Consider the following 21,097-nt stretch of genomic DNA (forward strand, 5'->3'; position numbering starts at 1 on the left):
GTCGGCCCCCTAGGGTGCCCGTATGACCTCTGCGGCTTATCTCTCCGGGTTGTTCTCGCTGGACGGGCGCGTTGCCGTCGTGACCGGGGGGAGTTCCGGCATCGGGCGCGGTATCGCCGAGGCGCTGGCGCGGGCCGGGGCCTCGGTGGTGGTCGTGGCGCGGGGTGAGGAGGCGCTGGAGGCGACCTGTGCCCAACTCGCCGAACTCGGCTGCCGTGCCGGGTGGGTGAGCGCCGACCTGAGTACGCGGGACGGGGTGCGGGCGGCCGCTGAGCAGGCGGTGGGAGTGTTCGGGGAGCCCGACATCCTCGTCAACTGCGCCGGGATCAATCTGCGGCCCGCCTTCAGCGAGTTGAGCGACGAGGAGTGGGACCTCACCCTCGCCGTGAACCTCACCGCGCCGCATCTGCTCAGCCAGAGGTTCGGGCCGGGCATGGCCGAGCGGGGCTTCGGGCGGATCATCCACATCTCCTCCCAGCAGGCGCACCGCGCCTTCGTCCGCTCGGGGGCGTACGGCGTGTCCAAGGGCGCGCTGGAGTCGCTCGCGCGCTCCCAGGCCGAGGAGTGGTCGCCGTACGGCGTCACCGCCAACACACTGGTGCCGGGCTTCGTGATGACGCCGCTCAACGCGCGGCTGTCGTCCGACCCGGAGAAGGTGGCCGCGCTGGCCGCGCGGACGATGGTCGGCCGCAACGGCCTCGCCGAGGACTTCGCGGGCGCCGCCGTCTTCCTGGCGAGCCGCGCCTCGGGTTACGTCACCGGCCAGTCCCTCTTCGTGGACGGCGGCTTCTCGGTGCACTGAAAAAGCCACCCCGTCCGGCCCAGCCCAGGAACATCACGGCGCCCCCGTTCGCTGTACCGGGTATGACCGACGAGTACCGCACCGAGCACGACTCCATGGGCGAGGTCCGCGTCCCCGCCCACGCCAAGTGGCGCGCGCAGACCCAGCGCGCCGTCGAGAACTTCCCCGTCTCCGGCCAGCGTCTGGAGCGCGCGCACATCGAGGCGCTGGCCCGGATCAAGGGGGCGGCCGCGAAGGTGAACGCCGACCTCGGCGTGCTGGACCGGGACGTGGCCGACGCCATCCAGGGCGCGGCCGAGGAGGTCGCGGACGGCACCTGGGACGAGCACTTCCCGGTGGACGTCTTCCAGACCGGCTCCGGCACCTCCTCCAACATGAACGCCAACGAGGTGATCGCCACCCTCGCCGGCGAGCGGCTGGGCCGGGACGTGCACCCCAACGACCAGGTCAACGCCTCCCAGTCGTCCAACGACGTCTTCCCCTCCTCGATCCACATCGCGGCCACCGCCGCGGTGGTCCACGACCTGATCCCCGCGCTGGAGCACCTGGCCGCCGCCCTCGCCCGCAAGGCGGGCGAGTTCGCGGACGTGGTGAAGGCGGGACGCACGCACTTGATGGACGCGACCCCGGTGACCCTGGGTCAGGAGTTCGGCGGCTATGCGGCGCAGGTGACGTACGGCGTGGAGCGGCTGCGTTCCTCGCTGCCCCGGCTGGCCGAACTCCCGCTCGGCGGAACGGCGGTGGGCACCGGGATCAACACCCCGCCCGGCTTCTCGGCGGCCGTGATCGAGGAGGTGGCGCGGGCGACCGGGCTGCCCTTCACCGAGGCCCGCGACCACTTCGAGGCGCAGGGCGCGCGTGACGGGATCGTGGAGGCCAGCGGCCAGTTGCGGACCATCGCGGTCGGCCTGACGAAGATCGCCAACGACCTGCGCTGGATGTCCTCCGGCCCGCGCACCGGCCTCGCCGAGATCCGTCTGCCCGACCTCCAGCCGGGCTCCTCCATCATGCCGGGCAAGGTCAACCCGGTCGTCCCGGAGGCGGTGCTGATGGTCGCGGCCCAGGTCATCGGCAACGACGCCACCATCGCCACGGCCGGCGCCGCGGGGAACTTCGAGCTGAACGTGATGCTCCCGGTCATGGCCAAGAACGTGCTGGAGTCGGTGCGGCTGCTGGCCAACGCCTCCCGCCTGCTGGCCGACCGCACCGTCGACGGCATCACCGCCGACCGCGAACGCGCCCGCGAGTACGCCGAGTCCTCCCCCTCGGTGGTGACCCCGCTCAACCGCTACCTGGGCTACGAGGAGGCCGCGCGGATCGCCAAGAAGTCCCTCGCGGAACGTAGGACGATCCGTGAGGTGGTGCTGGAGGACGGCTATGTGGAGCGTGGCGACCTGACGCTGGAGCAGTTGGACGAGGCGCTGGATGTCCTGCGGATGACGCGCCCGTGACGTCCCGCCAACGCCACCGCCGATTTCCCGCCACCTGTCCGGAAGGATGACGCGCACCACAGCATCGGGTGCTTCCGGCACCTAATATCTGTCCATGACGGACGACGAAGCGGTGAGACGAGCGGAAGCGGGCCCGACGGCGGCGTACTGGACCCCCGGCACCCCGATCCTGTGGCGGTACCGGGAGAACGCGGGCGACGCGTTCCACATCGCGCGTCCCGTCACCGTCGTCCGGGACGAAGCCGAGCTGCTCGCCGTATGGCTGGCCCCCGGCACCGAGTGCGTCAAGCCGGTGCTGGCCGACGGCACCCCGGTGCACCTGGAACCGCTGGAGTCCCGCTACACCAAGCCGCGCGTGGTGCGGCGGGACCGCTGGTTCGGGACCGGGGTGCTGAAGCTGGCCCGGCCCGGCGAGCCCTGGTCGGTGTGGCTGTTCTGGGAACCGGGCTGGCGCTTCAAGAACTGGTACGTCAACCTGGAGCAGCCGCTGGCCCGTTGGGCCGGCGGGGTCGACTCCGAGGACCACTTCCTGGACATCTCCGTCCACCCGGACCGCACCTGGCACTGGCGGGACGAGGACGAGTTCGCCCAGGCGCAGCGGGACGGCCTGATGGACGCGGAGACCGCCGGACGGGTCCGGTCGGCGGGACGGCGGGCGGTGGAGGTGATCCAGGCGTGGGGCTCCCCGTACAACGACGGCTGGCAGCACTGGCGGCCCGATCCGTCCTGGTCGGTGCCCGCGCTTCCGGAGGACTGGGACCGTACGCCCGCGCACGTGTCCTCATGAGACCCTTGATGCGCCCCCGGACCACAACCGTAGGATCGTCCTCCGCAAGGGCACCGAGGTACAACTACCGGAGTCTGCGCAGAGCCTGACCATATGTCACCGAGGGGCGGGAGCACGTGAGCGAGGGGTACGAGGCGGGCGGCTGCGCGGCCGGCGCGGGGTTCACCCGCTCGGCGGAAACCACCCCTGACCACGCGGGAATTCCGTTCCTGGGGCACGTAATCCGGGTATCGGGACTTCGGCGGCATCTCCTGCGCGCCCGGCGCGCAGCCCCGGACGGACGGATTCGACACGCGTGACGGAGCAGCCCACTTCCTCCTGCGGACGCCCCCAGCCGGGCGTCGACCCCGCCGTGCGCGGGGCGCTGCTGGGCGCACCGGCCCAGACCCGGGGCGGCGCGGGCACGGGGAAGAACAAGAAGAAGGAGCGCCCAGTCAACGGCCCTGAGCACTCGCAGCCTGCCGCCGCCGAGCCCATGGGGGAACCTCCCGCGCGCGCGAAGTCCAGCGTGGGGGAACACCGTCCGAGGCCCGCGCCGGAGTCCATTCCCGCCCAGCCGGGCGCCGAGCAGGAGCGCTCACCGGGCGGCCAGGAGCGGCGTACCGGCCGCGGTAGCCCGCCCGGCCGCCCGATGCCGATGCGCCGCGACGGCGACCGGCTGCGGTTCGTCGGCGCGGCCACCCGGCGCATCGCCCGCGGTCTCGACCTGGACGAGATCGTCATGGGCCTGTGCCGCGCCACCGTGCCCACCTTCTCCGACGCGATCCTGGTCTATCTGCGCGACCCGCTGCCGGTCGGCGACGAGCGGCCCACCGGGCCGGTGGTGCTGCGGCTGCGCCGCACCGACCGCATTCCGGACGAGCGGGAGACCGAGGGCCTGCTGCTGCCGCCCGCGTTCCCGGAGCCGGACGCCGAGGCGGCGGCGCTGGCCGCGCTCTCGGGCCCGGCCGCGCTCACCGCCGAGCTGTGCGAGGTGCGCCCCGGCGGCGCGCTGAACGAGGTGCTGCGCGGGGTGCGCCCGGTGTTCGCGGACACCCCCGCCGCCCGCGCCGCGCTGCCCGAGCTGCTCGGTGAGGACGGCGAGGCGCTCGTCCCGTCCGGACAGCGGGCGATCCTCGCGCCGCTGCGCGGGAGGCGCCGGGTGATCGGCGCGGCGGTGTTCCTGCGCCGCCCGGACCGGCTGGCCTTCGAGGCGGAGGACCTGCTGGTCGCTGCGCAGCTCGCCACGCACAGCGCGCTCGGCATCGACAAGGCGGTGCTGTACGGCCGCGAGGCGTACATCGCCGACGAGTTGCAGCGCACCATGCTGCCCGAGACCCTCCCGCACCCCACCGGTGTGCGGCTGGCCTCGCGCTATCTGCCCGCGGCGGAGACGGCGCGGGTGGGCGGCGACTGGTACGACGCGATCCCGCTGCCCGGCAGCCGGGTGGCGCTGGTGGTCGGCGACGTGATGGGCCACTCCATGACCTCGGCCGCCATCATGGGCCAGTTGCGCACCACCGCGCAGACCCTGGCCGGACTCGACCTGCCCCCGCAGGAGGTGCTGCACCACCTGGACGAGCAGGCCCAGCGCCTGGGCACGGACCGCATGGCGACCTGCATGTACGCGGTCTACGACCCCGTCGCGCACCGCATCACCATCGCCAACGCCGGTCATCCGCCGCCGGTGCTGCTGCACCTGGGCGGCACCGCCGAGGTGCTGCGGGTGCCGCCGGGCGCGCCGATCGGTGTGGGCGGGGTGGACTTCGAGGCGGTCGAGCTGGACGCGCCGGCCGGGGCCACGCTGCTGCTGTACACCGACGGCCTGGTGGAGTCCCGGCTGCGGGACGTGTGGACGGGCATAGAGCAGTTGCGGGAGCGGCTGACCGCGACCGCGCAACTGACCGGCCCGGGCCACCCGCCGCCGCTGGAGGCTTTGTGCGACGAGGTGCTGGACATGCTCGGCCCCGGCGACCGGGACGACGACATCGCCCTGCTCGCGGCCCGCTTCGACGGGATCGCGTCCAGCGATGTGAAGTACTGGACGCTGGACGCGGAGGACGCCGCGCCCGGCAAGGCCCGCCGGCTGGCCCGTACGGCACTGGCCGAGTGGGGTCTGGAGGACCTCACCGACTCCGTCGAGCTGCTGGTCAGCGAGGTGGTCACCAACGCGGTGCGCTACACCACGCGTCCGGTGACCCTGCGGCTGCTGCGCACGGACGTGGTGCGCTGCGAGGTGGGTGACGACGTGCCGCAGCTTCCCCGGCTGTGCCAGGCGCGAGCCACCGACGAGGGCGGCCGGGGCCTGTACCTGGTCAACAAGCTGGCCCGGCGCTGGGGCGCGACCCGGCTGAGCGTCGGCAAGGTCGTCTGGTTCGAGCTGCACGGGGGCTGACCCCCGTCCCGTACGACGCGAAGGGCGCCCGGCGTGATGCCGGGCGCCCTTCGTCGTGCGCGTGGGTCCTACCGCTTGTCGTCCCGCTGGCCCGGGTCGAACGGGTTGCGCGGGGTGATGCCCCCGGACGGCGGCTGGGTGGTCGGCGTCTCGCTCGGACTCTGGGTGGGAGGCGTCGAGGTCGGGGTGTCGCTCGGGGTCTCGCTGGGCGTCTCGGACGGGGCCTCGGAGGTGGGCGGTTCGCTGCTCGGCGTCTCTGAAGGCGTCTGGGAGGGGGTCTCGCTGGGGGTCGGCGGCGGCGTCGGGGCGACGGCGGCACCCTGGGTGGTGTCGAGGTCGAACTCGGCCTGACGGGTCACGCCGAAGGTGTAGGCCGCCCAGATCTGGGCCGGGGGCCCGCCGCCGTTGACGCGGCCGCCGCCCATGGTGCCCTTGAGCGAGACATGGGCGAACCGCTTGACCTTCTCGCCCTCGCAGCCGGTGCCGCCGTCCTTGTGCGCCTCGCCGAACAGGCCGACGGAGGTGACGAGATCGGGGGTGTAGCCGGTGAACCAGGCCGAGCGGTCGCAGTCGGAGGTGCCGGTCTTGCCCGCCACCTGCTGCCCGGCCCGCAGCGCGTTGTCGGCCACGGACTGGCGGGCGGTGCCGTCGTCGACGACACCGGTGAGCACGGAGGTCACGGTGTCGGCGGTGGTGCGGTCGAGCACCCGCTCGCCGACCGGGTTCGGCAACTGGACCGTACGGCCCTGCTGCTCGGCCGACTTGATGATGCTCGGGGTGACCTTGCGGCCGTGGTTGTCGAGGGTGGCGTACATGCCCGCCATCTCCAGCGGGCTCGCGCCCATGGAGCCGAGGGTCTGCGCGGGCACCGCCTGCATGCCCTCGGTGTCCATGCCGAGCCGCTTGGCGGTGTCCATCACCTTGTCCATACCCACGTCCACGCCCATCTGCGCGAACACGGAGTTGACGGACTTGTTCATCGCCGTCTGGACGCTGATCGGGCCGTAGTTCGCGTCGTCCTCGTTGGGCGGGGCGAAGCCGACGCGGGAGCCGTGGTCGAGGACCTGGCGGCGGCTGGTGCCGTCGTAGACGGTGTCGGCGCCGATCAGCGTGCCGCTCTGGGTGGTGGCACCGTGCTCCAGCGCGGCGGCGAGGATGACCGGCTTGAAGGTGGAGGCGGGCTGGTAGTCGCGGCGGCCCGCGTTGTTCACCCAGTGGTCGAAGTAGTCCTGGCCGCCGTAGAGCGCCACGATCCGGCCGGTCTTGGGGTCGACGGAGACCGCGCCGGCCTGGACGTCGGCGTCGACCGGGCGCTGCTTCGGCTCCAGCTTGCTGGTGAGCTGGGTCTTGACCGAGTGCTCCAGCGCGGCCTGCTTCTTGCGGTCGACGTTGAGGGTGATGGTCCAGCCCTGGCCCTCGACCTTGGCCTCGGCCTCCGAGCGGGAGATGCCCTCCTGCTTCATGAGCTGGTTCTGGAGCTGGGAGTTGGCCAGCGAGACCAGGTAGCCCTTCTGTCCCTCCATGCCGGGGGCGCCCTTGGGCGCCTTGGGCACCGGGAACTTCAGGGCGGCGCGCTTGCCCGGGTCGAGCCAGTGCTCCTTGACCATGTTGTTCAAGACGTAGTTCCAGCGGTCGGTGACCAGCCGCTTGCCGGTCGCCGTGGCGGTGGACCAGTCGTACTGGCTCGGGGCCTGGAGGAGGGCGGCGAGGTAGGCACCCTGCTGGACGGAGAGGTCCTGGGCGTCGACGTGGTAGTACGCCTGGGCGGCGGCCTGGATGCCGTAGGCGCCGCGGCCGTAGTAGCTGGTGTTGATGTAGCCGGCGAGGATCTGGTCCTTGGACTTCTCGCGCTCCACCTTCAGCGAGATGACCATCTCCTTGAGCTTGCGGGAGACGGTCTGGTCCTGGCTCAGGTAGTAGTTCTTGACGTACTGCTGGGTGATGGTCGAGCCGCCCTGCTTGCCGCGTCCCGCGAGGGTGTTGAGCAGGCCGCGGGCGGTGCCCTTCAGGTCGACGCCGGGGTCGGTGTAAAAGGACTTGTTCTCGGCGGCGACGAAGGTGAGCTGGACCTTGCGGGGCACCTTGGCGAGGTCGACTATCTCGCGGTTGACCTTGCCGTCGCGGGCGAGGACCGTGCCGTCGCTGTACTTGTAGACGTTGCTCTGCCGCTGGGCGGCCACGTTGCCCGCGGGGACGTCGACCGACATGTACAGCGCGGCGAAGGCGCCCATGCACAGCAGGCAGAGGCCCAAGACCGTGCCGAGGATCTTCTTCCAGGTGAAGAGCCGGCGTATTCGGCCCTTGGCGGGCTTGCCGCCGGAACCGCCGGAGGGCTCGGAGGCCGGGGCTGCCGAACGGCGTCCGGGTGCCGCGCGGTGGCCGCCGCGCTGTCGCGCTCGTCTCTCGTCCGCTCGTCCCATGGGTCCCTTGGCTCCGCTTCCGTCTCGGGGTCAGCTCCGAAAGCTAACACCCCTCTATGTGACAAAGAGCGCCCGATCCACTCTTTTACGGACGTGAGAATGAGCACCCACCCCAAAGGAACCGACGGGCAGGAAGGGTTCAAGGTTGCCCGTGGGGACGCCCGAAAAAGTGGAGTTGCCCGTTCCGCGCACCCCTATGCACTGGGGGTATACACCGTGTGTAGAGTGCTCGCCATGTCCATCGGTCACACCCTTCTAGGGCTCCTGGAGTCCGGCCCCCGGCACGGTTACGACCTCAAGCGGGCCTTCGACGACACCTTCGGCCACGACCGGCCGCTCGCCTACGGGCAGGTCTACGCGACCATGTCCCGGCTGCTGAAGAACGGCCTCGTGGAGGTCGAAGGCATCGAGGCGGGCGACGGGCCCGACCGGAAGCGCTATGCCATCACCGACGCCGGCATCACGGACGTCGAGCGCTGGCTCGCCAGCCCGGAGAAGCCGGAGGACTACCTCCGCTCGACCCTGTACACCAAGGTCGTGCTGGCCCTGCTGACCCACCGCGACGCCGCCGACGTCCTCGACACCCAGCGCTCCGAGCACCTGCGCACCATGCGCGTCCTCACCGACCGCAAGCGCAAGGGCGACCTGGCCGACCAGTTGATCTGCGACCACGCCCTGTTCCATCTGGAGGCCGACCTCAGATGGCTGGAACTGACCGCGGCACGCCTCGACAAACTTCGCACGGAGGTGGTCGCATGACCCCGCCCGACGGCTCCCTGCTCGTCGCCCAGGACCTGCGCAAGTCCTACGGCCCCACCGCCGCCCTCGACGGCGCCGCCTTCTCCGTCCACCCCGGCGAGGTCGTCGCCGTGATGGGCCCCTCCGGCTCCGGCAAGTCCACCCTGCTGCACTGCCTCGCCGGGATCGTCCGGCCCGACTCCGGCTCGATCACCTACGCCGGACGCGAGCTGACCACCATGAGCGACACCGAGCGCAGTGCCCTCAGGCGGGGCGAGTTCGGCTTCGTCTTCCAGTTCGGCCAGCTCGTCCCGGAGTTGACCTGCGTGGAGAACGTGGCGCTGCCGCTGCGACTGAACGGCCGCCCGCGCAAGGAGGCCGAGCGGGCCGCGCTCGCCTGGATGGAGCGCCTGGAGGTGGACGATCTCGGGCGCAAGCGGCCCGGTGAGGTCTCCGGCGGCCAGGGCCAGCGGGTCGCGGTGGCGCGGGCACTGGTCACCGGGCCCCGCGTCCTGTTCGCCGACGAGCCGACCGGCGCGCTGGACTCGCTCAACGGCGAGCGCGTGATGGAGCTGCTCACCGACGCCGCCCGCTCGACCAACGCGGCCGTCGTCCTCGTCACCCACGAGGCACGGGTGGCGGCCTATTCGGACCGCGAGATCGTCGTGCGCGACGGCCGGTCGCGGGACATGGAGCGCAGCGCATGAGCGTGCGGCAGTACGCCCGTGACCTGGGGATGGGGGCCCGGTTCGCCGTGACCGGGGGGCGCGAGGGGTGGGTCCGTACGGCGCTGACCGCGGTCGGCGTCGGTATGGGCGTGGCGTTGCTGCTGCTCACCACCGCACTGCCTGGCATCGTCTCCGCGCGCCACGCGGTGGAGGAGGCCCGGTCCGACTACACGTTCGCCGTGCACCCGCGGCCCAAGGGCGACGACACCCTGCTGCTGGCGGCCACCGACACCTGGTGGCGGACCAAGTCGATCCGGGGCCGTCTCCTCGAACCCGAGGGCCCCAAGGCCCCGATGCCGCCGGGCATCGACCGCTTCCCGGCCAAGGGCGAGATGCTGGTCTCCCCCGCGCTGGGTGAACTCCTCGCCTCCGGCGAGGCGAAGCTGCTGCGCGAGCGGCTGCCGTACCGGATCACCGGCACCATCGGCGCGAAGGGGCTGCTCGGCCCGCGCGAACTCGTCTACTACGCGGGCGCCGAGGGTCTGAAGCCCAAGGCCGGGGGTGCCCGCACCGAGCGGCTGCGCTCGTTCGGCGACCCGCAGTCGGAGTCCGAACAGGCCGACCCGGTGCTGCTGATGATGGTGCTGGTCGTGTTCGTGGTGCTGCTGATGCCGGTGGCGGTGTTCATCGCCGCCGCCGTGCGCTTCGGCGGCGAGCGCCGCGACCGCAGGCTGGCCGCGCTGCGGCTGGTGGGCGCCGACGGCCGGATGACCCGCCGGATCGCGGCGGGCGAGGCGCTGGCCGGCTCACTGATCGGGCTCGTCATCGGCGCCGGCCTCTTCCTGGCCGGACGGCAGCTCGCCGGCTCGGTGACGGTCATGGGCGAGAGCTTCTACCCCGCCTACCTGGACCCCTCTCCCCTGCTCGCCCTGCTGGTCGCGCTCGCGGTCCCGGCGTGCGCGGTGCTGGTCACCCTGCTGGCCATGCGCGGAGTGGTGATCGAGCCGCTCGGCGTGGTGCGCACCGCCGTGCCCGCCCGGCGCCGGCTGTGGTGGCGGCTGCTGCTGCCGCTGGCCGGCCTGGCGATGCTCTACCCGATGATCGGCCAGGGCCACTCGAACGGCGACTTCAACCAGTACCTGGTCATCGCCGGTGTCCTGCTGCTCCTGATCGGCGTCACCGCCCTGCTGCCCTGGCTGGTGGAACGCGCCGTCGCCCGGCTCGACCCGGGTCCGCTCTCCTGGCAACTGGCCGTTCGACGGCTCCAGTTGAGCAGCGGTACGGCGGCCCGTACGGTCAACGGTGTCGCGGTCGCCGTCGCCGGTGCCATAGCGCTCCAGATGCTGTTCGCGGGTGTGCAGGGCCAGTACGAGGAGAACACCGGGAAGGACCCGTCCCGCGCCCAGTTGGAGATCGCCCTCGCCGACCACACCCGCGTCGGGCCGGCCGCCGCCGCGGTCGCCCGGACCAAGGGGGTGCGGGCGTCGGTGGGTCTGGCCACCGCCTCGCTCGGCGAGAAGCCGCGGGACGCGGACGCCGCGCTCGACATGGTCGTGGGCGACTGTGCCTCGCTGCGGGAGCTGGCGCACCTGCCGTCCTGCCGCGACGGCGACACCTTCGCCCTGGCCGGCCCGGAATACGGCACCGCGTTCGACCGCTCGTCCCGCGACGCCGTGCTGCGCCCCGGCCACGACGCCTACATCGACCCCGCGTACGCCGACATCCAGGGCCTCTCGGTGCCGATCGCCATCCCGGAGCACCTGCGCTGGGCGACGTTCCGCGAGGACTCGCTGATGCCCCGCGCCAACGGCCTGCTGGTCACCCCGGCCGCGCTCCCGAAGGCCGCCGGACCGGCGCTGTCCGGCGAGGTCTTCGTACGGATGGACCAGGGGCTGCCGGACGTGCAGGAGTACGTGCGCAACACCGCCGCGCGGGTCGACCCGGTCGCGGACATCATGGCCGTGACGCCGACCGAGACGTCCGCCCGGTACACCTCCCTGCGCACCGGCATGCTGATCGGCGCCTCCTGTGTACTGGTACTGATCGGTGCGAGCCTGCTGGTCTCCCAGTTGGAGCAGTTGCGCGAGCGGCGCAAACTGCTGTCGGCGCTGGTCGCGTTCGGCACCCGGCGCCGCACGCTCGGCCTGTCGGTGCTGTGGCAGTCGGCGCTGCCGATCACGCTGGGCCTGCTGCTGGCCGCGGCGGTGGGAGTGGGCCTGGGCGCGGTGCTGCTGCGGATGTCGGCGGCCGAGGTGACCGTTGTCTGGCCCGACGTCCTGGCGCTGACCGGCGTCGGCGCGGGCGTCGTCCTCGTGGTCACCCTGCTCACCCTGCCGCCGCTGCTCCGCATGACCCGCCCGGACGGGCTGCGCACCGAGTAGCCGTTCAGTCCGCGCCCACGATCCGTACGGGCAGGGGACTCATCGCCTCGCGCAGGGCCGCGGCCAGTTCCTCGTACTCGGCGGAGCGGGCCGCGGCCGTGCGCATGGCGAGGGCGATCCGGCGGCTCGGGGCCGGACCGGCGAAGGAGCTGGTGAGGACCTTGCTGCCACGGGTCGCCTCCAGCCGTATCGCGGTGCGCGGCAGCAGGGTGCAACCGAGGCCGCCCGCGACCAACTGGACCAGGGTGGAGAGTCCGGCGGCGGTCGTGGTGACCGGGGCCGCGCCCCCGCCCCGGATCTCCCGGCCGGCCTCCCGGCAGATCTCCAGGGCCTGGTCGCGCAGACAGTGCCCCTCGTCCAGCAGCAGCAGGTTCAGCTCGCGCAGCGCCTCACGCGGTATGCCGCTGCGGCAGCCGAGCTCGTGGTCGAGCGGGGTGACGAGCACGAAGTCCTCGTCGAACAGCGGGAGTTCACTCACACCGGGCACACCGAGGGGCACCGCGAGCAGCAGCAGGTCGAGCCGTCCGGAGTGCAGGCCCTCCAGCAGGCTGGCGGTCTGCTCCTCGTGCACCTGGAGGTCGAGCTGCGGATAGCGCTCGTGCACCAGGCGCAGCACGGTCGGCAGCAGATAGGGGGCGACGGTCGGGATGGCGCCGAGCCGCAGCACGCCGGTGAAGGGCGCCCGTACCGCCTCGGCCTCCTCCAGCAGCGCGCCCATCTCGGCCAGCACCGCCTTGGCCCGCACCGCGAGCCGCTCCCCGGCGGGCGAGAGCAGCACCTTGCGGGTCGTACGCTCCACCAGGGCCACGCCGAGGGTCTCCTCCAGCGCGGCGACCGCCCCGGACAGCGCGGGCTGGCTCATCCCGATGGCGGCGGCCGCGTCCCGGAAGTGCAGATGCTCGGCGACCGCGGTGAAGGCACGCAACTGCGCCAGGGTCGGCTGCTTTCGCTTGCCACTACTGATGGTCACTGATAGCCACCTCCAATCAACCAGACCGAGTGTAGCTATTTCACTAATCAATCCACCCTGTGCCACCATCGGCCCAGTCCAACCCATGGGAGACATCCCGCAAGCTGGGGTGTCCCCGCGCTGCAAGGAGAGCACGTGCTCACTGTCGGTGACAAGTTCCCCGAGTTCGAACTGACCGCCTGCGTCTCGCTGGAGAAGGGCAAGGAGTTCGAGACGATCGACCACAAGACCTACGAGGGCAAGTGGAAGATCGTCTTCGCGTGGCCCAAGGACTTCACCTTCGTGTGCCCGACCGAGATCGCGGCCTTCGGCAAGCTGAACGACGAGTTCGCCGACCGTGACGCGCAGGTCCTCGGCTTCTCCGGTGACTCCGAGTTCGTCCACCACGCCTGGCGCAAGGACCACCCGGACCTGACCGACCTGCCGTTCCCGATGATGGCGGACTCCAAGCACGAGCTGATGCGCGACCTGGGCATCGAGGGCGAGGACGGCTTCGCCAAGCGCGCCGTCTTCATCGTCGACCAGAACAACGAGATCCAGTTCACCATGGTGACCGCCGGCTCCGTCGGCCGTAACCCCAAGGAGGTCCTGCGGGTCCTCGACGCCCTCCAGACGGACGAGCTGTGCCCGTGCAACTGGAGCAAGGGCGAGGACACCCTCGACCCGGTCGCGCTGCTGGCTGGTGAGTGACCCATGTCGCTCGACTCGCTGAAGTCCCGCGTCCCGGACTACGCCAAGGACCTGAAGCTCAACCTGGGCTCGGTCATCGGCAACTCCGACCTCCCGGCCCAGCAGCTCTGGGGCACCGTGCTGGCGACCGCGATCGCCTCGCGCTCCCCGATCGTGCTGCGTGAGCTGGAGCCGGACGCGAAGGCCAACCTCTCGCCCGAGGCGTACGCCGCGGCCAAGTCCGCCGCCGCGATCATGGCGATGAACAACGTCTTCTACCGCACCCGGCACCTGCTGTCGGACCACGAGTACGGCACCCTGCGCGCCGGTCTGCGGATGAACGTCATCGGCAACCCCGGCGTCGACAAGGTCGACTTCGAGCTGTGGTCGTTCGCGGTCTCCGCGATCAACGGCTGCGGTATGTGCCTCGACTCGCACGAGCAGGTGCTCCGCAAGGCCGGTGTCGAGCGCGAGGCGATCCAGGAGGCGTTCAAGATCGCCTCGGTGATCCAGGCGGTCGGCGTCACCCTCGAGGCAGAGGCTGTCCTCGCCGAGTAGTACCGCGCTCGAAGGCCCCGCTCACACCTGGTGAGCGGGGCCTTCGGTGGTTTCCGCTCACACCTGGTGAGCGGGGCCTTCGGTGGTTTCGCGGGTGTCCTCGGGGGCGGTGTCCCCGGACGACTCCCCTTCGGCCTGGACGGCAGGCTCGCCCTCGGCCGTCGCGGCGGCCGGGTCCTCGATGTCCGCAACCGGCCGGTGCTGGTCCGCCGAGTACTTCCGCAGGTACCCCACCACCGTGTTCGTCACCGCCACCAGCGGTACGGCCACCACCGCGCCGCCGATGCCGGCCACCATGCCGCCGGCCGCGACCGTGAGGACCACCGCGAGCGGGTGGACCCGCACCGCCCGGCCCAGGATGAACGGCTGGAGGACGTGGCCCTCGATCTGCTGGACCGCGAGCACCACCACCAGCGTCATCAGAGCGGTGAACACGCCCTGCGTCACCAGCGCGACGACGATGGCGAGCGCGCCGGAGGCGACCGCACCGACCAGCGGGATGAACGAGAACAGGAAGATGAAGACCGCCAGCGGCACCGCCATCGGCACATCGAGGAAGTAGATGCCCAGGCCGATGAATATGGCGTCGATCAGCGCGACCAGCACCGTGCCGCGCACGTACGCGGTCAGGGTGGCCCAGGCGCGCGGACCGGCACCGGCCACACCCGGACGGGCGGCGGCGGGCACCAGCTTCAGGAACCACTCCCAGATCCGCCTGCCGTCGTAGAGCAGGAAGAGCGTCGAGAAGAAGACCAGCAGGATGCCGGTCAGCGCCTCGACGACGACCTGAACCCCTTCGAGTCCGGCGGAAGTTATCTGGTCGGTGTTGGCTCCGACGGCCTCGCGGAGGTTCTTGGCTATCTGGTTGATCTGCTTGTCGGTGACGTGGAAAGGGCTCTTCAGCAGCCAGTTGCGCAGATCGTCGATGCCGTTCTGGATCTGGCTGGAGAGGGTGTCGATGTTCTCCATGACCTGCCAGGTCACGAACCAGCCGAGCAGCCCGATGATCACGAAGCCCGATATGGCGGTGAGCGCCGTCGACGGACCGCGCGGCATGCCGTACCGCATCAGCCGGGCCACGGTCGGCTGGAGCAGGGCGGTCACCAGCAGGGCCACCACGAACGCGAACACCACGAGCTGGACGGCACTGATGACCCGCATCAGCACCCAGACCGTGCCGGCCAGCACCAGCAGCCGCCAGCCCGCCTCGGCCGCGACCCGCACCCCCCACGGCACGGCGTGCGCGGGGTCGGGGCGCGGGGTGGACGGAGCCGGGCGCGGCGCGGGTACGGCCAGCGCCTCGGGGGGCCCTTCGGGTCCGGCGTGTTCCTTCTGGACCTCGGCGCGGCGCTCGTCCAGGCGCTCGCTCATCTCGGTCAGCCCGGCACCGAGCCGGCCGAGCCATCCTGGCATTCGCGTCATGTTCCGTACCCTTCCCCCGCGTCCCGGGCCCACTCCGGCGCGCTTCGTCACGCGGAGGAGCCGTGCGAGGACGACCGTACCGTGCGAAAGCCCCTCACCCCGTGAGGGGGAGGGGCTGCGCGCGGCCGGGTGTCAGGAAGCCGCTCAGTACCAGTGGTTGGCCTGCCAGAAGGTCCACGCCTCGCACGGGCTGCCGTAGCGGCTGTCCATGTAGTTGAGGCCCCACTTGATCTGGGTGGCCGGGTTGGTCTGCCAGTCGGCGCCCACCGAGGACATCTTGGAGCCGGGCAGGGCCTGGAAGAGGCCGTAGGCACCGGAGGAGGCGTTCACGGCACGGTAGTTCCAGCTCGACTCGTGGTCGACGATGTTGCTGAAGCACTGGAACTGGCCGGCGCCCACCATCTGACGGGCCATGGCCTGGATCTGGGCGACGGAGTAGCTGCTCTGCGGGGCGAAGCTGGAGACGTCGCGGACATCGCTGCGGCTGGCGGCGGCGGCGGCCTTGGTCTCGGCGCGCTCCTTCGCCAGCTCGGCCGCCTTCTCGGCGTCCTTCTTCTTGGCGATGGCCGTCTCGGCGGCGGCCTTGCGGGCCGCTGCCTCCGCGTCCTTCTTGGCGCTCGCGTCGGCGGCGATGGCCTGCGCGTCCGCCTGCTGCGTCAGGGACGCGGTCTGAACCTGCGCCTGCTGATCCGCGGGGAGCTCAGCGAGGAGCGTGGTGTCGGCAGCCGTCGGCTCGGCGTCGTTGTTCTGCGCGACGCTGCCCGAGGCAACTCCGACGACGCTTCCTACGGCGGTGACCGCGGTGGCGGAGGCCACTGCGAATCCCCGGACCGAAATCCGGCTCACACGGTTTCCTTCCAGCATCGCCCGCTTCGGTGACCGTGGCGGACGCAATCTTGCCCCCGACACTGGCCTCCCAACTGAAGGGTCACAGGAGACACGGGCCCGGTGGGAACTCCCGCACGGGGAGCGCCGCGTGATGCTCGGGCGGCATACGACGACGCTATGGAGTTGGCGACTTGCTCCGTGGATCGCGCCTGCCGGGGGGCTGGAACGTGCCTCGGGGTACAGGTGTGTCGTATGCGGGGCCTGACAGGACTGAGACTCTGCCGTAACCCGGCGGCGAGTGGCAATTCCGAGTTGCGTGTGAAAGCTCACACCTCGTTTGGCCCAAGGGAATTCAGGAAATACCCGCGCACGCAGACGCCGCCCGGCTAAGCTCCTTGGCTTCTCCGGGCGGCGCCTGTGGTTGTCCGAAGACGGGTCAGATGTGGCCGTCCTCCAGCATTTCGGTCACCAGCGCCGCGATCTGGGACCTTTCGGACCGGTTCAGCGTGACGTGCGCGAAGAGCGGATGCCCCTTCAGCTTCTCCACGACGGCCACCACGCCGTCGTAGCGGCCGACACGCAGGTTGTCCCGCTGCGCCACGTCATGGGTGAGCACCACCCGCGAGTTGGCGCCGATCCGGGAGAGCACCGTCAGCAGCACGTTGCGCTCCAGCGACTGCGCCTCGTCCACGATCACGAAGGCGTCGTGCAGCGAGCGGCCGCGGATGTGGGTGAGTGGGAGGACCTCCAGCATCCCGCGCGCCGTGACCTCCTCGATGACCTCCCGGCTGGTGACCGCCGAGAGCGTGTCGAAGACCGCCTGGGCCCAGGGGCCCATCTTCTCCGACTCGCTGCCCGGCAGGTAGCCGAGTTCCTGCCCGCCGACCGCGTACAGCGGCCGGAAGACCATCACCTTCTGGTGCTGACGGCGCTCCAGGACCGCCTCCAGGCCGGCGCACAGCGCCAGCGCCGACTTGCCGGTGCCCGCCCGGCCGCCCATGGAGAGGATTCCGACGTCCGGATCGAGCAGCAGGTCGAGCGCGATGCGCTGCTCGGCGCTGCGGCCCTTGATGCCGAACGCCTCCCGGTCGCCGCGCACCAGCCGGACGTTGCCGTCCGGGGTGATGCGGCCGAGTGCCTTGCCGCGCTCGGACTGGATGGTCAGTCCGGTGTGCACGGGCAGCTCGGACGCCTCGGGGACGAACACATGGCCTTCCTCGAAGAGGATGTCCACCTGTTCACCTGGGAGCGTCAGCTCGGACATGCCGGTCCAGCCGGAGGAGTCCGTGATGGCGAGTTCGGCGCGGTACTCCTCGGCCAGCAGACCGACCGAGGACGCCTTGATCCTGAGCGGCAGGTCCTTCGACACGACGGTGACGTCGAACCCCTCGGCCTGGAGATTCCGGGCCACCGCGAGGATGCGGGAGTCGTTGTCCCCCAGGCGGTAGCCGCTGGGCAGCACGCTGGGGTCCGAGTGGTTGAGCTCGACACGGACGGTCCCGCCGAGTTCCCCGATCGGGATGGGGGCGTCGAGTCGGCCGTACCTGACCCGGTAGTCGTCCAGCAGGCGCAGGGCCTGGCGGGCGAAGTACCCGAGTTCGGGATGGTGCCGCTTGGCCTCCAGCTCGGTGACCACGACGATCGGGAGCACTACCTCGTGCTCCTCGAACCGGGTCACGGCATTGGGGTCGGCCAGCAGGACGCTGGTGTCGAGAACATAGGTGCGCCGGTCGGGCTTGTGGCGCTTTGTGCTGGTCACCACGGAAGGACGTACCCCCTCGGAAGAGGTCGGGGAGCGACGAGGTGGAACTGGACCGGTCTCAGGTCCCCGCGCGCGGCGGGCCGCAGACCGGCCCTCCGCCACTGCTGCCGTGCGCGTGAGGCACGGTCGGGCTGGTGCAAAGGACCTCCCGGGCGGGCGACCCCGTGCCGCCCGCTGAGTCCGACGCCCGTGGTTCGGGTGTCGGCCTGAGAGCGTTATGCCCTCGAACTCGCGCGACCATGCAGAAGCGGCCACCGGCAGGCCGGTGAACTCCTTGTTACTTCCGGGCGAGGCCGGGTACACAGGAGCACCCCGCCGGACGGGTGCCGACGGGGTGCCTGGTGTGTCCTGGTGCGGGCGCGGGGCCTCGGTCAGCCGCCGTAGCGGCGGTGCCGGGCCGCGTAGTCGCGCAGGGCGCGCAGGAAGTCGACCTTGCGGAAGGCCGGCCAGAAGACCTCGCAGAAGTAGTACTCCGAGTGGGCGGTCTGCCAGAGCATGAACCCGGAGAGCCGCTGCTCGCCGCTGGTGCGGATCACCAGGTCGGGGTCGGGCTGGGCGCCGGTGTAGAGGTGGCGGCCGATCATGTCGACGTCGACGGACTCGGCGAGCTCGGCCATGCTGACGCCCTTGTCCTGGGCGTCGGCCAGCATGGAGCGCACGGCGTCGGCGATCTCCTGGCGGCCGCCGTAGCCGATGGCGACGTTGACCACTATGCCGTCGACGTGAGCGGTGCTCTCCTCGGCCTGCTTGAGGGTCTGCTGCATCCCGGCGGGCAGCAGATCAGGGGTGCCGACGTGGTGCACGCGCCAGCGGCCGTCCTCGGCGAGGGTGCGCACGACCCCGTCGATGATGTCCAGCAGGGGGCCCAGCTCGTCCTGCGGCCGGTCGAAGTTGTCCGTGGACAGCAGCCAGAGGGTGACGACCTTGACGTCGGTCTCGTCGCACCAGCCGAGGAACTCCTCGATCTTCTCGGCGCCGGCCCGGTGGCCGTGCACCGTGCTGGAACCCGCGGCCTTCGCCCAGCGGCGGTTGCCGTCCATGATGACGCCGATGTGCTCCGGCACCGACGCGTGGTCCAGGTGACCTTCCACCCGGCGTGCGTAGACCCTGACCAGCAGGGAGCGCAGCTTGTCGCGCAGGTTCACGTGAGAGCCCCTCCAAAACGGCCGCGGGTCGTGGTCCCCGCGAGGGGCGAGCCTACCCGCGCGCTTTCCGCCCAAGAAAAACGGGCCGGTCCGTGGGGGGGAGACGGACCGGCCCGAGGGGGGGTTTCCACCATAACCCTTCGTGAGGGCAGAAGCGTGCCCCGGCGCGCCACAACTACGCTGCGGAGTCACCCAGCGACGCCATGGTGAGCGCGGAACGCTTGGTTCAGGGGCATCCGGTGGCCGGTTCACAGCGGATTCCCAGGCGATCCGTCCCCTCAGCGAACGATCATCAGGTTTTTACGCCACTTCAGCGACCCCGGCGAGCCCCGTCCAGGGTCCCTCCCACGGACGACCCCGCCGACGAACGGTGACTTGACGATTCCGCTAAGCGACGGCCGGCTTCCGGGCCACGAACAGATGGCGCGTGCTGTGCGCCACGAACGGGCCGCCCGCCGTGATCTCCCGGTGCAGCGCCCGCAGCCGCTCCTCGTACGCCTCGACGGTGAAGCCCGGCACCATCCAGACCACCTTGCGCAGGAAGTGCACGACGGCGGCGATGTCGTGGAACTCCATCCGCAGCCGCGCCGTCCGCAGCTCCTCGACCTCCAGCCCGGCCGCCTGAGCCCCTTCCCGCTCCCGCTCGGGGTCCCGGCCCCCGCGCACCGCCTCCGGCTGCGGCCCGAGGAAGTACTCGACCAGCTCGAACGCGCTCGCCGGTCCGACGTGCTGGGCGAAGTAGGTACCGCCCGGCCGGAGCACCCGTGCGATCTCGGGCCACTCCGGGGTCACCGGGTGCCGGCTGAGCACCAGGTCGAAGGCGGCGTCGGCGAACGGCAGGGGCGCGGTGTCCGGTGCGGCGACGACCACCGCTCCGTGCGGGGCGAGCAGTGCGGTCGCCCTGGCCACGTTCGGCGGCCAGCCCTCGGTGGCCGCGAGCAGCGCGGGGTGGGCCGGGGCGGCCTGCTTCAGCGCGAAGTCGAGCACCTCCCCGCCGCCGGTCTGGAGGTCGAGCGCCGACCGCGCCCGAGCCAGCCGCTCCCCCGCCGAACGGGCGTAGCCCCACTCCGGGCGCTCCTCCGTGGCCCGGCCCGCGAACCAGGAGAAGTCCCAGCCGTCGGTGGGCACGGCGGCGCCTTCGGCCACCAGCTCCTCGAAAGTCCTGTCCATGGGGGCATGGTTCTGGAGCCGGGGGCGCGGCGTCACGCGGTTTTCGCGGCCGGGCCGTCGAGGACCAGGAGTACGTACCCCTCCTCGTCCGGCTCTCCCACCCGCGCGAAGCCGTGCTTCTCCAGCAGAGCGACCGAGGCGGTGTTGCCGGCGAAGGGGTCGGCGTACAGGGGGCGTACGGGGTCCTCGGTGAGGAAGAGGCCGAGGGCCCGGCTGCCTATGCCCCGGCGCCAGAAGGGGCGGCCGAGCCAGTAGCCGACGAAGCGTCTGCCGTCTTGCGTCCAGGAGACGACGTTGCCCGCGACCTCGCCGTCCACGGTGACCGTCCGCACCAGGCAGTCGGGGTCGGGAAAGATGCGGGTGCGCCAGTGGGTGAGGAACGCGTCCCGGGGGCGCGGGGTGAACCGGGACCTGCGGACGGCCTCCGGGTCGTGTTCGAAGACGAGGAAGAGTTCGAGGTCGTCCTCGGTCACGCCACGCAGGCGTACGTCTTCTTGCTCGGCTGTCATGGTCCGGAGTGTGGCAGGGGGCACTGACAATCGCGTGCGGCCTGTGCACGGTGGGTACGGTCCCGGCGGAGGTGGGGCCGGATGGCGCGCTGGCGGGACGGGCACGGGACTCTGACGGTTCATCGGCAGGGGGGCGAGGTGAGCGTGCCGCTGGAGCGGGCGGTGTCCTACCGGGCGCGGACCAGGGGGCTGCTCGGGCGGGACGCGGTGGAGGGGGCGCTGCTGCTGTCGCCGGCCGGGAGTGTGCACACCTTCGGCATGCGGATGGCCATCGACGTGGCGTATCTGGACCGTTCGTTCCGGGTGCTGGCCGTGCGCACGATGGCGCCGGGGCGGTTGGGGCTGCCCCGGCTCCGGTCCCGGCACGTGCTGGAGGCCGGGGCCGGGGTGATGGCCGAGTGGGGGCTGGTGGCGGGGGTCTCGGTGTCGGTGGGGTAGGCGCG

Annotated in this window: 18 protein-coding genes; 10 read left to right on the plus strand and 8 right to left on the minus strand. The window is 71.4% G+C overall.

Translation table 11 applies throughout. The features are described from left to right. Positions 1 to 22 precede the first annotated feature (22 nt). The 4 genes from OG448_RS10945 (at position 23) to OG448_RS10960 (ending at position 5,414) form a co-directional block, all read left to right on the plus strand. On the plus strand, positions 23 to 802 hold the full coding sequence (locus OG448_RS10945) for an SDR family NAD(P)-dependent oxidoreductase (RefSeq protein WP_405553138.1): 780 nt from the start codon (positions 23 to 25) through the stop codon (positions 800 to 802). A 62-nt stretch (positions 803 to 864) separates the two neighbouring features. Beyond that, a complete protein-coding gene (locus tag OG448_RS10950; protein ID WP_405553140.1) occupies positions 865 to 2,253 on the plus strand; it encodes a class II fumarate hydratase in 1,389 nt (462 codons plus the stop codon). Between the two features lie 94 nt (positions 2,254 to 2,347). Beyond that, positions 2,348 to 3,040, plus strand: coding sequence for a DUF402 domain-containing protein (locus OG448_RS10955; protein WP_405553142.1), 693 nt, complete (start codon positions 2,348 to 2,350; stop codon positions 3,038 to 3,040). 295 nt (positions 3,041 to 3,335) lie between these two features. Continuing rightward, complete coding sequence (locus OG448_RS10960) at positions 3,336 to 5,414, plus strand: SpoIIE family protein phosphatase (protein ID WP_405553144.1); 2,079 nt, start codon at positions 3,336 to 3,338, stop codon at positions 5,412 to 5,414. A gap of 68 nt (positions 5,415 to 5,482) precedes the next feature. Here the strand turns inward: OG448_RS10960 and OG448_RS10965 are convergent, their stop codons facing one another. Next, entirely contained in the window at positions 5,483 to 7,834 is a 2,352-nt protein-coding gene (locus OG448_RS10965; RefSeq protein ID WP_405553146.1) for a transglycosylase domain-containing protein, read from the minus strand. Between the two features lie 234 nt (positions 7,835 to 8,068). Here OG448_RS10965 and OG448_RS10970 point away from each other — a divergent pair, with 234 nt between their 5' ends. From OG448_RS10970 to OG448_RS10980, 3 genes are read left to right on the plus strand one after another with little or no spacing between them, the layout of a single operon-like run. Then, complete coding sequence (locus tag OG448_RS10970) at positions 8,069 to 8,593, plus strand: PadR family transcriptional regulator (RefSeq protein WP_391760701.1); 525 nt, start codon at positions 8,069 to 8,071, stop codon at positions 8,591 to 8,593. Further along, entirely contained in the window at positions 8,590 to 9,279 is a 690-nt protein-coding gene (locus tag OG448_RS10975) for an ABC transporter ATP-binding protein (RefSeq protein WP_405553147.1), read from the plus strand. Before OG448_RS10970 ends, OG448_RS10975 begins: the two co-directional genes overlap by 4 nt. Then, positions 9,276 to 11,621: an FtsX-like permease family protein gene (locus tag OG448_RS10980; RefSeq protein WP_405553149.1), complete on the plus strand. Its 2,346-nt coding sequence runs from the start codon at positions 9,276 to 9,278 to the stop codon at positions 11,619 to 11,621. Before OG448_RS10975 ends, OG448_RS10980 begins: the two co-directional genes overlap by 4 nt. A 4-nt stretch (positions 11,622 to 11,625) precedes the next feature. Here OG448_RS10980 and OG448_RS10985 read toward each other — a convergent pair whose 3' ends face one another. Continuing rightward, on the minus strand, positions 11,626 to 12,591 hold the full coding sequence (locus OG448_RS10985; protein WP_405553151.1) for a hydrogen peroxide-inducible genes activator: 966 nt from the start codon (positions 12,589 to 12,591) through the stop codon (positions 11,626 to 11,628). Positions 12,592 to 12,726: 135 nt separating this feature from the next. On the opposite strand from OG448_RS10985, the gene OG448_RS10990 reads away from it, so the two are divergent. Together OG448_RS10990 and OG448_RS10995 are read left to right on the plus strand one after the other, a co-directional pair. Then, complete coding sequence (locus tag OG448_RS10990) at positions 12,727 to 13,281, plus strand: peroxiredoxin (RefSeq protein ID WP_135783929.1); 555 nt, start codon at positions 12,727 to 12,729, stop codon at positions 13,279 to 13,281. Positions 13,282 to 13,284: 3 nt separating this feature from the next. Further along, the gene (locus OG448_RS10995) at positions 13,285 to 13,818 is read left to right on the plus strand and encodes an alkyl hydroperoxide reductase (protein ID WP_405553153.1); all 534 of its coding nucleotides are present in this window, start codon (positions 13,285 to 13,287) and stop codon (positions 13,816 to 13,818) included. A 57-nt stretch (positions 13,819 to 13,875) separates the two neighbouring features. Here the strand turns inward: OG448_RS10995 and OG448_RS11000 are convergent, their stop codons facing one another. The 6 genes from OG448_RS11000 to OG448_RS11025 all read right to left on the minus strand — a co-directional run bounded on the left by OG448_RS11000 (position 13,876) and on the right by OG448_RS11025 (position 20,654). Then, positions 13,876 to 15,231, minus strand: a complete 1,356-nt coding sequence (locus OG448_RS11000; protein ID WP_405558757.1) for an AI-2E family transporter — start codon at positions 15,229 to 15,231, stop codon at positions 13,876 to 13,878. 153 nt (positions 15,232 to 15,384) lie between these two features. Then, the gene (locus OG448_RS11005) at positions 15,385 to 16,104 is read right to left on the minus strand and encodes a transglycosylase SLT domain-containing protein (RefSeq protein ID WP_207228972.1); all 720 of its coding nucleotides are present in this window, start codon (positions 16,102 to 16,104) and stop codon (positions 15,385 to 15,387) included. Positions 16,105 to 16,504: 400 nt separating this feature from the next. After that, positions 16,505 to 17,830 carry a PhoH family protein gene (locus OG448_RS11010; protein ID WP_405553155.1) on the minus strand — a complete coding sequence of 442 codons (1,326 nt, stop codon included), beginning with the start codon at positions 17,828 to 17,830 and terminating at the stop codon, positions 16,505 to 16,507. Positions 17,831 to 18,201: 371 nt separating this feature from the next. Further along, positions 18,202 to 18,975: an isoprenyl transferase gene (locus tag OG448_RS11015; RefSeq protein WP_405553157.1), complete on the minus strand. Its 774-nt coding sequence runs from the start codon at positions 18,973 to 18,975 to the stop codon at positions 18,202 to 18,204. A gap of 387 nt (positions 18,976 to 19,362) precedes the next feature. After that, on the minus strand, positions 19,363 to 20,145 hold the full coding sequence (locus OG448_RS11020; RefSeq protein ID WP_405553159.1) for a methyltransferase domain-containing protein: 783 nt from the start codon (positions 20,143 to 20,145) through the stop codon (positions 19,363 to 19,365). A 32-nt stretch (positions 20,146 to 20,177) separates the two neighbouring features. Then, positions 20,178 to 20,654 carry a GNAT family N-acetyltransferase gene (locus OG448_RS11025; RefSeq protein WP_405553161.1) on the minus strand — a complete coding sequence of 159 codons (477 nt, stop codon included), beginning with the start codon at positions 20,652 to 20,654 and terminating at the stop codon, positions 20,178 to 20,180. Positions 20,655 to 20,735: 81 nt separating this feature from the next. On the opposite strand from OG448_RS11025, the gene OG448_RS11030 reads away from it, so the two are divergent. Then, a complete protein-coding gene (locus OG448_RS11030; RefSeq protein WP_405553163.1) occupies positions 20,736 to 21,092 on the plus strand; it encodes a DUF192 domain-containing protein in 357 nt (118 codons plus the stop codon). Positions 21,093 to 21,097 lie beyond the last annotated feature (5 nt).

Source organism: Streptomyces sp. NBC_01171, assembly GCF_045039805.1.
Lineage (GTDB): Bacteria > Actinomycetota > Actinomycetes > Streptomycetales > Streptomycetaceae > Streptomyces.